This window comes from Mesorhizobium escarrei, assembly GCF_935825525.1.
Classification (GTDB): Bacteria; Pseudomonadota; Alphaproteobacteria; order Rhizobiales; family Rhizobiaceae; genus Mesorhizobium; species Mesorhizobium escarrei.
This window is the reverse complement of sequence record NZ_CAKXZT010000117.1, coordinates 210039-224252: the sequence shown is the minus strand read 5'-3', so window position 1 is coordinate 224252 and position 14214 is coordinate 210039. Positions and strand designations below refer to the sequence as shown.

Annotated in this window: 14 protein-coding genes; 9 read left to right on the top strand and 5 right to left on the bottom strand. The window is 61.7% G+C overall.

Annotated elements, in window-relative coordinates; all coding sequences use genetic code 11:
* Positions 1-314: 314 nt before the first annotated feature.
* The 3 genes from rpsI to NMG80_RS11075 form a co-directional block, all read right to left on the bottom strand.
* A complete protein-coding gene (rpsI, locus tag NMG80_RS11085; protein WP_027155304.1) occupies positions 315-797 on the bottom strand; it encodes a 30S ribosomal protein S9 in 483 nt (160 codons plus the stop codon).
* Between the two features lies 1 nt (position 798).
* The gene (gene rplM / locus NMG80_RS11080) at positions 799-1263 is read right to left on the bottom strand and encodes a 50S ribosomal protein L13 (RefSeq protein ID WP_254018110.1); all 465 of its coding nucleotides are present in this window, start codon (positions 1261-1263) and stop codon (positions 799-801) included.
* A gap of 247 nt (positions 1264-1510) precedes the next feature.
* Positions 1511-1960: a PaaI family thioesterase gene (locus NMG80_RS11075; RefSeq protein WP_254018109.1), complete on the bottom strand. Its 450-nt coding sequence runs from the start codon at positions 1958-1960 to the stop codon at positions 1511-1513.
* Positions 1961-2082: 122 nt separating this feature from the next.
* On the opposite strand from NMG80_RS11075, the gene NMG80_RS11070 reads away from it, so the two are divergent.
* From NMG80_RS11070 to NMG80_RS11050, 5 genes are all read left to right on the top strand, one after another.
* Positions 2083-2904 carry an enoyl-CoA hydratase gene (locus tag NMG80_RS11070; RefSeq protein ID WP_254018108.1) on the top strand — a complete coding sequence of 274 codons (822 nt, stop codon included), beginning with the start codon at positions 2083-2085 and terminating at the stop codon, positions 2902-2904.
* Between the two features lie 2 nt (positions 2905-2906).
* Positions 2907-3329, top strand: coding sequence for a VOC family protein (locus NMG80_RS11065; RefSeq protein ID WP_254018107.1), 423 nt, complete (start codon positions 2907-2909; stop codon positions 3327-3329).
* A gap of 106 nt (positions 3330-3435) precedes the next feature.
* Entirely contained in the window at positions 3436-3957 is a 522-nt protein-coding gene (locus NMG80_RS11060) for a CoA-binding protein (RefSeq protein WP_254018106.1), read from the top strand.
* A 180-nt stretch (positions 3958-4137) separates the two neighbouring features.
* The gene (locus tag NMG80_RS11055) at positions 4138-5418 is read left to right on the top strand and encodes an O-acetylhomoserine aminocarboxypropyltransferase (protein WP_254018105.1); all 1281 of its coding nucleotides are present in this window, start codon (positions 4138-4140) and stop codon (positions 5416-5418) included.
* Positions 5419-5439: 21 nt separating this feature from the next.
* Complete coding sequence (locus tag NMG80_RS11050) at positions 5440-5790, top strand: cupin domain-containing protein (protein ID WP_254018104.1); 351 nt, start codon at positions 5440-5442, stop codon at positions 5788-5790.
* Here the strand turns inward: NMG80_RS11050 and NMG80_RS11045 are convergent, their stop codons facing one another.
* Positions 5791-7047 (bottom strand): cytochrome P450, encoded by a 1257-nt coding sequence (locus NMG80_RS11045; protein ID WP_254018103.1) that lies wholly within the window; start codon positions 7045-7047, stop codon positions 5791-5793.
* A 103-nt stretch (positions 7048-7150) separates the two neighbouring features.
* On the opposite strand from NMG80_RS11045, the gene NMG80_RS11040 reads away from it, so the two are divergent.
* A complete protein-coding gene (locus tag NMG80_RS11040; RefSeq protein ID WP_254018120.1) occupies positions 7151-8254 on the top strand; it encodes an NAD(P)/FAD-dependent oxidoreductase in 1104 nt (367 codons plus the stop codon).
* A 1-nt stretch (position 8255) separates the two neighbouring features.
* Here NMG80_RS11040 and NMG80_RS11035 read toward each other — a convergent pair whose 3' ends face one another.
* Positions 8256-8846, bottom strand: coding sequence for a hypothetical protein (locus tag NMG80_RS11035; protein ID WP_254018102.1), 591 nt, complete (start codon positions 8844-8846; stop codon positions 8256-8258).
* Positions 8847-9171: 325 nt separating this feature from the next.
* Here NMG80_RS11035 and clpP point away from each other — a divergent pair, with 325 nt between their 5' ends.
* The 3 genes from clpP to lon all read left to right on the top strand — a co-directional run bounded on the left by clpP (position 9172) and on the right by lon (position 14104).
* Positions 9172-9801: an ATP-dependent Clp endopeptidase proteolytic subunit ClpP gene (gene clpP, locus NMG80_RS11030; protein WP_254018101.1), complete on the top strand. Its 630-nt coding sequence runs from the start codon at positions 9172-9174 to the stop codon at positions 9799-9801.
* 296 nt (positions 9802-10097) lie between these two features.
* A complete protein-coding gene (gene clpX, locus NMG80_RS11025) occupies positions 10098-11372 on the top strand; it encodes an ATP-dependent Clp protease ATP-binding subunit ClpX (RefSeq protein ID WP_027155315.1) in 1275 nt (424 codons plus the stop codon).
* A gap of 320 nt (positions 11373-11692) precedes the next feature.
* Positions 11693-14104: an endopeptidase La gene (gene lon / locus NMG80_RS11020; RefSeq protein ID WP_254018100.1), complete on the top strand. Its 2412-nt coding sequence runs from the start codon at positions 11693-11695 to the stop codon at positions 14102-14104.
* Positions 14105-14214: the final 110 nt, after the last annotated feature.

The window sequence follows — 14214 nt, the reverse complement described above, 5'->3', positions numbered from 1 at the left end:
TCGAGAGCTCCACAATAACGCAGTCCTCCCAAGAATCCACAACCCGTCAATTGGCAAGCAATTTCCCATCTACTCAAACGCGATTCCCCTGCCCTCAAGGGGGGGAGATTGGCCGTCACCACCGCCTTCGCGAACCGCCACCGTCGCAGGAGCGAGCGGTGCGCCAAAGCCGCCGATCTCCCCCCTTGTGGGGGAGATGTCCGGCAGGACAGAGGGGGGCGCGAAGGATCACTACCATTGAAACTTGGTTTGAATCGCCCAAAGAAAAGGCCGCCCGGAGGCGGCCTTTTCGAATGTCAGAGGCTGCGCAGTGCTTAGCGCTTCGAGAACTGGAACGAGCGGCGGGCCTTCGCCTTGCCGTACTTCTTGCGCTCGACGACGCGGCTGTCGCGGGTCAGGAAGCCGCCCTTTTTGAGCACGCCGCGCAGCGCCGGCTCGTAATAGGTCAGCGCCTTGGAGATGCCGTGACGCACCGCACCGGCCTGGCCGGAAAGGCCGCCGCCGATGACCGTGGCGACGATGTCGTACTGGCCGGCGCGGTTGGCGGCGATGATCGGCTGGTTGAGGATCATCTGCAGGACCGGGCGCGCGAAATATTCGGCGAACACCTTGTCGTTGACGACGATCTTGCCGGAGCCGGGCTTCACCCAGACACGGGCGATGGCGTTCTTGCGCTTGCCGGTGGCATAGGCGCGGCCCGACTTGTCGAGCTTCTGGACATGGACGGGTGCAGCCGGCTGCGTGTTGGTGTTGCCGGTGGCAGTTCCGAGTTCTGCGAGCGAGGAAAGCTCAGCCATTTTACGAAACCTTCTTGTTCTTGGCGTTCAGCTTGGCCACGTCGAGCGTGACGGGCTGCTGGGCGACATGCGGATGTTCCGCGCCTGCATAGACGCGGAGATTCTTCATCTGGCGACGACCGAGCGGACCACGCGGGATCATGCGTTCGACTGCCTTCTCAACGACACGCTCGGGGAAACGGCCCTCGAGCAGCTGGCGCGCGGTGCGCTCCTTGATGCCGCCGGGGTGGCCGGTGTGCCAGTAATAGACCTTGTCGGTGAATTTCTTGCCCGTGAACACCACCTTGTCGGCATTGATGACGATGACGTTGTCGCCGTCGTCGACATGCGGGGTGAAAGTGGGCTTGTGCTTGCCGCGAAGATGATTGGCGATGACAGTGGCGAGACGGCCGACGACGAGACCCTCGGCGTCGATCAGCACCCACTTCTTCACCACATCCGCAGGCTTCTGCGAAAAGGTTGCCATGGATTGTTGCTTTCGGTTCGGACCTTCCCCCATTCACGATCGACAAGGGAAGGCGTTTCTTGTTGCTTGGATTGACGCAGAGCGCTCGCCCGCCGCCAATAACAAAAGGGCGGCCTTTGCGGGCCGCTGTTCCGTGAGCGCTTATAGGTGAGGGCGGTTATCGCGTCAAGGCTGGTGAAAACCAACAGGGCAGGCAAAACACAGTAAAAACAAAGGCTTGAGCGAAAGGTATTATTTTACCACATAATCAAACCCGCCTCGGCGGGATCGAATAGGTTCCTGTGGCGTGCGCTACCGTATGTCCGTCCGGTCCGGCGACGATGTCGATATCGAAAACCATCAGGCTCTTGCCCAGCTTCAGGATGCGGCAATGGCCGTCGATCGGTCCGGCCTCGGCCTTGCGGAGAAAATTGATGTTGAGATTGGTGGTGACCGAAAGCGCATCCGGCCCGGCATGCGAAAGCACGCAGACATAGCCGCCGATGTCGGCCAGCGTGAACAGCGACGGGCCCGACACGGTTCCGCCGGGGCGCAAATGCCGCTCGTCGGCGTGCAGGCGCACCGTGCAGCCGCCCGCAAACACGTCGATCGCCTCGTAGAAGGTGAATTGGTCGTTGAGCTGCGGGTAGACGGTCTCCATCAGCGCATTGACCTGCGCCGCAGTCAGCACCGGCTTGAGATTGTTTTGGGCGGGCATAGGCGGTTTCCTGTAGTGCCGCGCCGAGAAAACACGCCTTAAGCCTGTTCTTCAATCGGCGGCGTGCTAGTTCTTTTGTTCCATGGCCCGCGAATCCGCTGGCCAATGAAGAGGTTGGAGACATGGCTGAAATCGTCGCCATCAAGCCGGCTGTTGCCGAAGCTCCTGTTATAACGCGGCTGGACAAGGGCGTGCTCCGCCTCACGCTCACCAATCCCCCGGCCAATGCGCTGTCGCTGGCGGTCATGGCGGCGTTGACGGCGGAACTCGACCGCGCCAAATCAGACAGATCCGTCCGCGTCATCGTCCTGGCGGCAGCCGGAAAAGTGTTCTGCGCCGGACACGACCTCAAGGAAATGACCGCGCGCCGCACCGATCCCGATCGCGGCAAGGCGTTTTTCGAGGAGACGTTTTCCGCTTGCGCGGCACTGATGCAGGCGATCGTGCGCCATCCGAGGCCGGTGATCGCCGAGGTCGATGGGCTGGCGACGGCGGCCGGGGCGCAACTGGTCGCGAGCTGCGATCTGGCGATCGCCTCGCACGAGGCGACCTTCTGCACCCCCGGCGTCAATATCGGCCTGTTCTGCTCGACGCCGATGGTAGCGCTGTCGCGCAACGTTTCGCGCAAGCATGCGATGGAGATGCTTTTGACCGGCGAGACCATCGATGCGGCGACGGCCAAGGAATTCGGCCTGGTCAACCGCGTCGTGCCGCGTGAATATCTGAATCAGATTGTCACCAAATATGCGCAAACCATTGCCGCCAAATCGTCTTTGGTCGTCAAGACCGGCAAGGAAGCCTTTTACGCGCAGGCCGAGATGGGATTGGCTGACGCCTATGCCTATACCGGCCGCGTCATGGTCGACAACATGCTGGCGCGCGACGCGGAAGAGGGCATCGGCGCCTTCATCGGCAAGCGCAAGCCGGAATGGACGGACGAATAGACATGGAACCCCGCATCTCCATCATCACCATCGCCGTCGACGATCTCGAGCGCGCCACGCGCTTCTACGAGGCGATGGGCCTGACCCGCCATGCCGGGATCACCGACGGCGTCGCCTTCTTCCAGATGGGCGGCGTCATTCTCGGCCTGTTTCCGCGCGAAAGCGCCGAAGCGGATTCAGGCATCACCTTCGGCACGGCGCCGTCGGCGATCTACCTCGCCTACAACACCCGCTCCGACGCGGAGGTCGATGACGTGCTGACGATGGCAGTGAAGGCCGGCGGCCGCATCGTCAAGCCGGCCGGCCGCGCCTTCTGGGGCGGCTGGTATGGCTATTTCGCCGACACCGAAGGGCATGTCTGGGAAGTGGCGCACAATCCGGCTTTTCCGATCGCGGAAGACGGCAGCATCTCACTGCCGGGCTGATCGCATTTTCCCCCGCTTTCCACGATACCGATCATTTCCGCATGATGCGCAGTTTCTGCAACGATCCGGATGGTTTTCTCGCCGAAGCTCTGTATGAGGACGAGGCATGAACCACGACGCCTACGACAATGCCTATATCGCCGGCATCCTCAATTCGGTGAAGACCATCGCCATGGTCGGCGCGTCCGCCAACGATGTGCGGCCGAGCTACTTCGTGCTGAAATACCTGCTGGGCAAGGGCTTTTCGGTGTTCCCGATCAACCCCGGCCAGGCCGGCAAGGAAATCCTTGGCCGGATGACCTATGCCAGGCTCGCCGATGTTCCCGAGCCGATCGACATGGTCGACGTTTTTCGCGGCTCGGCGGCGGTGCCGGGCGTCGTCGATGAGGTCTTGCGGCTCGATCCGTTGCCGAAAGTCATCTGGATGCAGCTTGGCGTGCGCCATGACGGGGCAGCCGCACGGGCCGAGGCCGCCGGCATCAAAGTGGTGATGAACCGCTGCCCCAAGATCGAATATGGCAAGCTGTCGGGTGAAATCGGCTGGACCGGCGTCAACTCAGGCGTGCTGTCGTCGAAGAAGCCGCTGATGCGGCCGGGATTCCAGAGTTTTGGCGTTCGCCAGAAGTAGGTGGTGAATGGTGAATAGAAGGATTTTTCTGGAAGGCGGGCAAAGCGGCATATGAGCCGCTTGCAATCAGGATGGGGCTGGCCGACTTTCCCATTCACCATTCACCATTCACCATTCACCATTCACCATTCACCATTCACCATTCAGCATTCACCATTCAGCATTCAGGGGAGGTAATCGATGACCCGCACGCCCGGTTTCAACACGCTCGCCGTCCATGCCGGCGCCAAGCCCGATCCGGCGACCGGCGCGCGTGCCACGCCGATCTACCAGACGACCTCCTTTGTCTTCGATGATGCCGACCATGCCGCCTCGCTGTTCGGGTTAAAGGCCTTCGGCAATATCTATACCCGGATCATGAACCCGACGCAGGCGGTGCTGGAAGAGCGTATCGCGGCACTCGAGGGCGGCACGGCGGGGCTGGCGGTGGCGTCCGGCCATGCCGCGCAGGTGCTGGTCTTCCACAATCTGATGCAACCCGGCGACAATTTCGTTGCCGCGACAAGGCTTTACGGCGGCTCGATCAACCAGTTCGGCCACGCATTCAAGAATTTCGGCTGGCAGGTGCGCTGGGCCGACACCAATGACATCTCGACCTTCGAAAGCCAGATCGACGAAAAGACCAAGGCGATCTTCATCGAGAGCCTGGCCAATCCGGGCGGCGTCTTCGTCGACATCGAAAAGATCGGCGACATCGCCCGCAAACATGGCCTGCCGCTAATCGTCGACAACACGCTGGCCTCGCCCTATCTGGTGCGGCCGATCGAGCATGGCGCCGATATCGTCGTGCATTCGCTGACCAAGTTCATCGGCGGCCACGGCAATTCCATCGGCGGCGCCATTGTCGACGGCGGCACCTTCGACTGGTCGAAATCCGGCAAATATCCGATGCTGTCGGAGCCGCGCCCCGAATATGGCGGCCTCGTCCTGCACGAGACCTTCGGCAATTTCGCCTTCGCCATTGCCGCGCGCGTGCTTGGCCTGCGCGACATGGGCCCGGCGATCTCGCCCTTCAATGCATTCCTGATCCTGACCGGCCTGGAAACACTGCCGCTCAGGATGCAGCGCCATTGCGACAATGCGGTCACCGTCGCCGCGTGGCTGTCCAACCACCCCAAGATCGCCTGGGTGTCCTATCCCGGCCTGCCCAGCGACAACAACAACGCGCTGCAGAAGAAGTATTCGCCGCTTGGCGCCGGCGCGGTGTTCACCTTCGGCCTGAAGGGCGGCTATGCGGCGGGCATCAAATTCGTCGAGGCGCTCGAACTGTTCTCGCACCTCGCCAATGTCGGCGACACCAAGTCGCTGGTCATCCATCCGGCATCGACCACGCATCGGCAACTGTCCGACGAACAGAAGGTCGCGGCCGGCGCTGGACCAGATACGGTCCGGCTCTCGGTCGGCATCGAGGATGTCAACGACATCGTCGCCGATTTGGAACAGGCTCTCGCCAAAGTTTGATCTCCGCTGGAAGGAGTTTCCATGACAGCGCCGAAATTCCTCTCCGTCGATATTGAAAGCGTCGACCCGGAACCTGGCACGCCGGCGCCGGATCGGCTGATTTCAGGCGATCCAAAATTCCGCACCTGGAGTGTCGAGGAACTCGACGGCGGCCTCTATGCCGGCATCTGGGAGGCGACCCCAGGCAAATGGCGCATCGAGTATGACGAGTGGGAGTTCTGCCACATTCTTTCCGGCGTCTCGGTAATATCAGAGGAGGGCGGCGAGGCGCGCACCGTCAGGGCCGGCGACAGTTTCGTGCTCAGGCCTGGCTTTAAGGGAAGCTGGGAAGTGCTTGAAACAACACGCAAGGAGTATGTGATCAAGCTTTGATCATTGTCCGCTGTGTACGACGAGCCTTTCCAGCCCGTGGAAATGATAGGTATCGCGGAAGCGCGGCTGTTCGGCGAGATGCAGCCGCGGTAGCCGCTCGAACAAGCTTTTCAGCGATAGCTGCAATTCGAGCCGGGCGAGCGGCGCGCCGATGCAGAAATGAATGCCGGCGCCGAACGAGACGTTCTTCTGGTCGACGCGATCCGGCCGGAAAGTGAGGGGTTCGGCAAAGGCAGCCGGATCATGATTGGCCATGCCGAGCAGCAGGCCGATCGTCTCGCCCGGCCGCACCAGAATGCCTGGAACGACCTCGATCTCTTCATAGGCATAACGCGTGAACATGTGCAGCGGCGCGTCGAAGCGCAGGCATTCCTCTACCGTGGCGGTGGTCGTCGGTGACGAGGTGAAGAAGCGGCGCGGGTCGCCGCCTTGCGCGAGAATCGCGCGCACCGCATTGCCGGTCTGGTGGACGGTCGCCTCGTGGCCGGCATTGAGCAGCAGGATGGCCGAGGACACCAGCTCGTCCTCAGAGAGCTTTTGGCCATCATCTTGCGCCGAGATCAGCAGCGACAACAGGTCGTCGCCGGGGTTTTTGCGCCGCTCGGCAACATGGCCGCGCAGGAAATTCGAAAAATCATGTGCTGCGCGATTGGCGGTCTCTTCCGTTTCGCGTGTGCGGCCGTGCATGTACATGGCGACCATCTGATGCGACCAGTCGAGCAGTTGCGGCCCCATCTCGACCGGCACGCCGAGCATTTCGGCAATGATGGTGATCGGCAAAGGCGATGCGAAGGCTGGCAGCAGGTCGACCTGGCCCGGCTCGAAACGGTCGATCAGCTCGTTGGCGAGCGCCTCGACGCGTGGCCTGAGCCGCTCGACCTGACGCGAGACGAAGGCGCGGTTGACCAGCGTTCTGAGCCTGGTGTGAACGGGCGGCTCCAGCTCCAGCATCGAATTGGCCTCGATGCCGTGGAAGGCGCTGAGATGGGTGCGGTCCTGGCCGATGCCCTGGCTGTCGGGGATGCCAGCCGGGTTCTGGCGGCCGAAGCGGCGGTCGCGCAGCAGCCGGTGGACGTCATCGAAGCCGCCAAAGCACCAGAAGCCGAACTCTTCCCAGAAGAAGACATTCGATGCGCCATGCATGAAGGCATAAGCCGCATAGGGGTCCTGGAAGAAAGCCGGCTCGTGCGGGTCCAGTCGCACGTGACGTGTGGCTGGATCGAAGGCCAGGTAAGTTGGTGGCACCAAATCGGTCATTCTGGATCATTAGCGCGGCTTGCCAGCTTGATGCCAGACCGTATGTTGGCGCGGCAATTCTTCTCGTTAAGCCAGCCGGTGCGGCTGCGGAAAGACTGACTTGATGAATGTAATCGTGGTTGGCGCAGGCATTGCGGGGCTTTCGACGGCCTGGTCGCTGGTCAAGGCCGGGCACCGGGTCTCGATCGTCGAGCAGGGACCGATTCCCAATCCGCTTGCCGCGTCGGGCGACCATCACCGCATCATCCGCCGCGCCTATGGCGCAGCCTCGGGTTATGGCCGGCTGATCACCGAAGCCTATGAGGCCTGGGACGAGATGTGGGCCGATCTCGGCGAAAGCCATCTCGACCCGCGCGGCTTCATCTGCATTTCGCGCGAGCCGGGAGACGAAGCCGAGGAATACCGCGAGGGCATGGAAGCCGGGAACTACCCGATCGAACTGTTCGAGCCGGACGCCGCGGCTAAACGCTGGCGGTTCCTGCAGCCCGGCTCGTTCCGCTATGCGTATTTTTCGTCGGAGGGTGGTGCGCTGCATTGTCGCAAGATTGCCTCCCACCTCGCCGAATGGCTGCGGAGAAACGGCGCCAATGTCTACGAGAACAGCAAGGTGGTGGAGGTCGACGCCGAGGCTGGCCGACTCGTGCTTGAGAGCGGCGAGACGATGCAGGCCGACCGCATCGTCATCGCCGCCGGCGCCTGGGTGCTGAAACTGTTTCCGGAGCTGGGCGGCGACCTGAAGACCTGGCGCACCGCGCTCGCCTATGTCGAACCGCCGTCGGATCTGAAAGCGGCGTGGCAGACGGCCCCGGTCATTCTCGATGTCGGCGGCGCAGTCGACGGCTACGTGATCCCGCCGTCCGGCGGCGCCGGCATGAAATTCGGCTCGGGCCTGCACAGGGTGCCGACCAGCGATGCCGACTGGAACCGCCAGCCGGTGGCCGGCGAGGGCGAGGCGATCCGCGACCTGTTTTCGCCGCCGATCGCCCGTGTCGAAGAATACAAGGTCACCGAGGTCGTCACCTGCGCCTATACCTTCACCGCCGACGAAAAGTTCCTGGCGCATGAGAAGGGCAAATGCCTTGTCGTCTCGGCCTGCTCCGGCCACGGCTACAAATTCGGCGCCGCGGTCGGCAGGCGTGTCGCAGCGACCGTCGGCAATGGCGATATCGCGGGCTTGAAGACATGGCTAAGGGCGGAGGTGGCCTGAGCTAATACCGGCAATGCTTTGGGATATGCACCCGCCGCCAGCTGGTCGAGCCTTCCAGCACCATCACCCGGCGCGCCACCCTCTGGTATGACGGCGCGATCTCAGTGATGCGCCGCCGCTCCGGTCGCACCAGCACTTCTCGGGCAACGCTCTCATACTCGGCTGGGAGGACAACCCGTCGGGTGCGCTCGGGTTCAACGACGATTGTTTCGGCGACACGCGCGTGTCGGGCCTTGCGCCAGACCTTGCACAGCACCTTGCGGCCGTGGATGACGCGCCATTCCCACGCATAGCCGCCATCGTCGACCTTGACCGTGTGGTAAACGGTGCGGGTGATGGCTGGTACGACCTCGTATGTGACGCGGCGGGGTGCGATCTGCTCGACGCGCTCAACCGTGCCATAAATCGGTGGGTCGTAGTCGACCACCTGACCGCCGGGGCTGACCAGCACGTTTTCATAAACGGTATCGTAGACGGCCGGCCGGTTGATCTGCTCGTAGCATTCGACGGCGCGTCCGCCGGCAGCCGTTTCGGACACCATGCCGAGAACGGCGAGGCTGGCGATGGCCGAGGAAGCAGTTTTCCTGATCATGGCCCTGTTTGAACCTTCAGTCCAAGCTCAACGCTGAATTGTAGGGGAAGCCGCATCGCGGGAAAGCAGTTTCGATATTTTGTTAAGTGACGCGGTTAAGAAAGTGCTACTCGGCAGCGCAGCCACACCGCTTGAAGAGCAGCCGGCGCAGCATCGGGCGAATTCTGTGCAGAAAGCTTGATTCGACTTAACCGGATGGCTAGGAGGGGCGGCCTTGCGCTAGGGTGAGCCGACATCCTATTTACAGGTTAATGATCCAGAACCGATTCTGCCCGACTTGCTAATCTCCCGGCGCCGGAATCCCATCCTCAATAAGGGATAATCCATGAAGAACCCCGTCGAAACCTACATGAACCTCGTTCCGATGGTGGTCGAGCAGACCAATCGCGGCGAGCGGGCCTACGACATTTTCTCGCGGCTCCTGAAAGAGCGCATCATTTTCATCACCGGTCCTGTCGAGGACGGCATGGCGACGCTGGTCTGCGCGCAGCTCCTGTTCCTCGAAGCGGAGAATCCGAAGAAGGAAATCAACCTCTACATCAATTCGCCCGGCGGCGTCGTCACCTCGGGCATGGCGATCTACGACACCATGCAGTTTATCAAGCCGGCGGTGGCGACGCTGTGCATCGGCCAGGCTGCCTCGATGGGCTCGCTGCTTCTCACCGCAGGCGAGAAGGGCATGCGCTTCGCCACGCCGAACGCTCGCATCATGGTCCACCAGCCTTCCGGTGGCTTCCAGGGCCAGGCTTCCGACATCGAACGTCACGCCCAGGACATCATCAAGCTCAAGCGCCGTCTCAACGAGGTCTATGTCAAGCACACCGGCAAGAGCTACGACGAGATTGAAAAGACGCTCGACCGTGACCACTTCATGACCGCCGACGAGGCCAAGGATTTCGGCCTCATCGACAAGGTCATTTCGTCGCGTGAGCCGATCGAGGGTCTTGCCACATAAGCCTCGGTGGCAGTTGGATAGTGGGGAAAATACGCTTTTGATGCCGCTTGCGGCATTTCGGCCACAATTGGCTGTTCCCTCGACGGGAGCGATTGCCTACGTTAAGCCTATGTTGATTTTCGACGGCTTAGCTTTGTGCGGGGTTGGTGCGAATCATTGCGACGTTTTCTGATATGTGTTTCGTATGGAATGCGTTGCGGGAGCCGGACTACTGGCGGCAGCGATTTCCCGCGATAGATTGAGATATGCGCCCTTTCAACCAGACCATCGGCGGGCGGCTATGAAAGGACATGAAAATGAGCAAGGTCGGCAACAGCGGCGGTGATTCCAAGAACACGCTTTATTGCTCGTTTTGCGGCAAAAGCCAGCACGAAGTGCGCAAGCTGATCGCCGGCCCGACGGTGTTCATCTGCGACGAATGTGTCGAGCTCTGCATGGACATCATCCGCGAGGAGAACAAGACCTCGATGGTGAAGTCACGCGAGGGCGTGCCGACCCCGCAGGAGATCCTCAAGGTTCTCGACGATTACGTCATCGGCCAGCCGTACGCAAAGCGCGTGCTGTCGGTGGCCGTCCACAACCACTACAAGCGCCTCGCGCATGCCGGCAAGAACAACGACGTCGAGCTGGCGAAGTCCAACATCTTGCTGATCGGCCCGACCGGTTGCGGCAAGACTCTGCTTGCGCAGACGCTTGCCCGCATCATCGACGTGCCGTTCACCATGGCCGACGCGACGACTCTGACCGAGGCCGGCTATGTCGGCGAGGATGTCGAGAACATCATCCTGAAGCTGTTGCAGTCGGCCGACTACAATGTCGAGCGCGCCCAGCGCGGCATCGTCTACATCGACGAGATCGACAAGATTTCGCGCAAGTCGGACAATCCCTCGATCACCCGTGATGTGTCGGGCGAGGGCGTCCAGCAGGCGCTGTTGAAGATCATGGAAGGCACGGTCGCTTCCGTGCCGCCGCAGGGCGGCAGGAAACATCCGCAGCAGGAGTTCCTGCAGGTCGACACCGCCAACATCCTGTTCATCTGCGGCGGCGCCTTCGCCGGGCTGGACAAAATCATCTCGGATCGCGGCCGCAAGACCTCGATCGGCTTCGGCGCCACCGTCGCGTCGCCCGAGGATCGCCGCACCGGCGACGTTTTCCGTCTGGTCGAGCCTGAAGATCTGTTGAAGTTCGGCCTCATTCCCGAGTTCGTCGGCCGTCTGCCGGTCCTGGCAACGCTGGAGGACCTCGACGAGCCGGCGCTGATCCAGATCCTGACCGAGCCGAAGAACGCGCTGGTCAAGCAGTATCAGCGGCTGTTCGAGATGGAGAATGTCGACCTCACCTTCCACGAGAATGCGCTGTCGGCCATCGCCAAGCGCGCCATCGAGCGCAAGACCGGCGCGCGCGGCCTGCGCTCGATCATGGAAGCGATCCTGCTCGACACGATGTTCGAGCTGCCGGCGCTGGAAGGCGTGCGCGAAGTGGTTATTTCGGAAGAGGTGGTGTCCGGCAACGCCAGGCCGCTCTACATCTATTCCGAGCAGAAGGAAAAGAAGGGCAACGTCAGCGCCTGACGTACCCTCTTTAGTGGAGTTCTTCAAATGGCGCCGCGAGGCGCCGTTTGTTGTTTAGACGGGCCGACTTGTGATGAACGGGCCGACTTTTGATGAACGGGCCGACTTTTGATGAACGGTTTGTGACGGATTGGATGAACGGTTTCGTGTCGACCCTTGATCTTTGCCTCGCGTGCCTCCAACTAACGGAGGAAGGCCGTGGCGCCGAATTCTGTGCTGTAAAACTCCCGTCACAAACGGTGGTAGGCGGAACCATCCCCGGTCGTTAATATGAGATTCGCGGTTGGCCGATTGGCGGCCGCGACATGAAAGGTTGGACAATGGCCAAAACATCCAAGGCTCCCAGCGACGGCGTCTTCGCAGTCCTCCCACTGCGCGACATCGTGGTGTTCCCGCACATGATCGTTCCGCTCTTCGTTGGGCGTGAAAAGTCGATCAAGGCGCTGGAAGAGGTGATGGGTCAGGAAAAGCAGATCCTGCTTGCGACCCAGATGAATGCCGCCGATGACGATCCCGAGTCCGATGCGATCTTCGACATCGGCACGCTCGCCAACGTGCTGCAGTTGCTGAAGCTGCCGGACGGCACCGTTAAGGTGCTGGTCGAAGGCGCCTCGCGCGCGAAAATCGTTTCGTTCACCGACCGTCCCGACTTCCACGAGGCCCGCGCCGCGTCGCTGGTCGAACCGGATGAGGAAGAGGTCGAGGTCGAGGCGCTGGCCCGATCCGTCGTCACCGACTTCGAGAACTACGTCAAGCTGAACAAGAAGATCTCGCCCGAAGTGGTGGGTGCCGCCAGCCAGATCGACGACTATTCCAAGCTCGCCGATACGGTTGCCTCGCATCTTGCCATCAAGATCCCCGAGAAGCAGGAGATGCTGGCCACGCTTTCGGTCAAGGAGCGGCTGGAAAAGGCGATGGGCTTCATGGAAGCCGAAATCTCCGTCCTGCAGGTCGAGAAGCGCATCCGTTCGCGCGTCAAGCGCCAGATGGAGAAGACCCAGCGCGAATACTACCTCAACGAGCAGATGAAGGCGATCCAGAAGGAGCTCGGCGAGGGCGAGGACGGCCGCGACGAGGTCGCCGAGATCGAGGCGCGCATCAAGAAGACCAAACTCTCCAAGGAGGCCCGCGAAAAGGCGGAAGCCGAACTGAAGAAGCTGCGGACGATGTCGCCGATGTCGGCTGAATCGACCGTCGTGCGCAACTATCTCGACTGGATCCTGTCGATACCGTGGGGCAAGAACTCCAAGGTCAAGCAGGATCTGGGCTTCGCGCAGAACGTGCTCGACACCGACCATTTCGGCCTCGACAAGGTCAAGGACCGCATCGTCGAATATCTCGCCGTGCAGAGCCGCCAGAAGAAGCTGAAGGGGCCGATCCTGTGCCTCGTCGGACCTCCCGGCGTCGGCAAGACCTCGCTCGGCAAGTCGATCGCCAAGGCGACCGGCCGCGAGTTCATCCGCATGGCGCTAGGCGGCGTGCGCGATGAGGCCGAGATCCGCGGTCACCGGCGCACCTATATCGGCTCGATGCCCGGCAAGGTCATCCAGTCGATGAAGAAGGCGAAGAAGTCCAACCCGCTCTTCCTGCTCGACGAGATCGACAAGATGGGCCAGGATTTCCGCGGCGATCCGTCGTCGGCGTTGCTCGAGGTGCTCGATCCCGAGCAGAACTCGACGTTCATGGACCACTATCTCGAGGTCGAATACGACCTGTCGAGCGTGATGTTCGTGACGACGGCGAACACGTTGAACATCCCTGCGCCATTGATGGACCGCATGGAGATCATCCGTATCGCCGGCTACACCGAGGACGAGAAGATCGAGATCGCCAAGCGCCACCTGATGCCGAAGGTGATCCGCGATCACGCGCTGCAGCCGCAGGAATTCTCCGTCGGCGAGGACGCGATCCGCGGCATCATCCAGACCTACACCCGTGAAGCGGGCGTCAGGAGCCTGGAGCGCGAACTGATGAAGCTCGGCCGCAAGGCGGTGACCGAGATCCTGAAGACGAAGAAGAAGACGGTCGACATCACGGCGGACAATCTCGCCGACTACCTTGGTGTTCCGCGCTTCCGCTTCGGTCAGGTCGAGGCCGACGATCAGGTCGGCGTTGTCACCGGGCTCGCCTGGACGGAAGTCGGCGGCGAGCTGCTGACGATCGAAGGCGTCATGATGCCCGGCAAGGGCCGTATGACGGTGACCGGCAATCTGCGCGACGTGATGAAGGAATCGATCTCGGCGGCGGCCTCCTACGTCCGCTCGCGGGCTCTCGATTTCGGCGTCGAGCCGCCGCTGTTCGACAAGCGCGACATCCACGTCCACGTGCCCGAGGGCGCAACGCCCAAGGACGGACCGTCGGCGGGTGTGGCGATGGCGACGGCGATCGTCTCGGTGCTGACCGGCATCCCGGTCAGGGCCGACGTGGCGATGACCGGCGAGATCACGCTGCGCGGCAGGGTGCTGCCGATCGGCGGGCTCAAGGAGAAGCTGCTTGCAGCACTGCGCGGCGGCATCAAGAAGGTGCTGATCCCGGAAGACAACGCCAAGGACCTGGCGGAGATTCCGGACAACGTGAAGAACGGTATGGAGATCGTTCCGGTCGCGCGGGTCGGTGAAGTCTTGCGTCATGCGCTGGTGCGTATGCCGGAGCCGATCGACTGGGTCGAGCCAGCCAATGCGCCGGCTGCGGTGGATGCCGGAGACGACGCCGGCAAGTTGGTAGCTCATTAGATCGTGCTAAAGTTGCAATGCACAAGAGAGAGCCGGGCCTCAGCGCCCGGCTTTTTCATGAAAAAACCCCGGAATTCCGGGGTTTTTTCGACTCTTTTGACGCTTTTCGA

Coding starts and splice junctions, on each gene's coding strand:
- clpX (WP_027155315.1), top strand. CDS start 10,098: ATGAGCAAGGTCGGCAACAGCGGCGGTGATTCCAAGAACACGCTTTAT.
- NMG80_RS11035 (WP_254018102.1), bottom strand. CDS start 8,846: ATGATCAGGAAAACTGCTTCCTCGGCCATCGCCAGCCTCGCCGTTCTC.
- NMG80_RS11045 (WP_254018103.1), bottom strand. CDS start 7,047: ATGACCGATTTGGTGCCACCAACTTACCTGGCCTTCGATCCAGCCACA.
- rplM (WP_254018110.1), bottom strand. CDS start 1,263: ATGGCAACCTTTTCGCAGAAGCCTGCGGATGTGGTGAAGAAGTGGGTG.
- NMG80_RS11075 (WP_254018109.1), bottom strand. CDS start 1,960: ATGCCCGCCCAAAACAATCTCAAGCCGGTGCTGACTGCGGCGCAGGTC.
- clpP (WP_254018101.1), top strand. CDS start 9,172: ATGAAGAACCCCGTCGAAACCTACATGAACCTCGTTCCGATGGTGGTC.
- rpsI (WP_027155304.1), bottom strand. CDS start 797: ATGGCTGAGCTTTCCTCGCTCGCAGAACTCGGAACTGCCACCGGCAAC.
- NMG80_RS11055 (WP_254018105.1), top strand. CDS start 4,138: ATGACCCGCACGCCCGGTTTCAACACGCTCGCCGTCCATGCCGGCGCC.
- lon (WP_254018100.1), top strand. CDS start 11,693: ATGGCCAAAACATCCAAGGCTCCCAGCGACGGCGTCTTCGCAGTCCTC.
- NMG80_RS11070 (WP_254018108.1), top strand. CDS start 2,083: ATGGCTGAAATCGTCGCCATCAAGCCGGCTGTTGCCGAAGCTCCTGTT.
- NMG80_RS11040 (WP_254018120.1), top strand. CDS start 7,151: ATGAATGTAATCGTGGTTGGCGCAGGCATTGCGGGGCTTTCGACGGCC.
- NMG80_RS11060 (WP_254018106.1), top strand. CDS start 3,436: ATGAACCACGACGCCTACGACAATGCCTATATCGCCGGCATCCTCAAT.
- NMG80_RS11065 (WP_254018107.1), top strand. CDS start 2,907: ATGGAACCCCGCATCTCCATCATCACCATCGCCGTCGACGATCTCGAG.
- NMG80_RS11050 (WP_254018104.1), top strand. CDS start 5,440: ATGACAGCGCCGAAATTCCTCTCCGTCGATATTGAAAGCGTCGACCCG.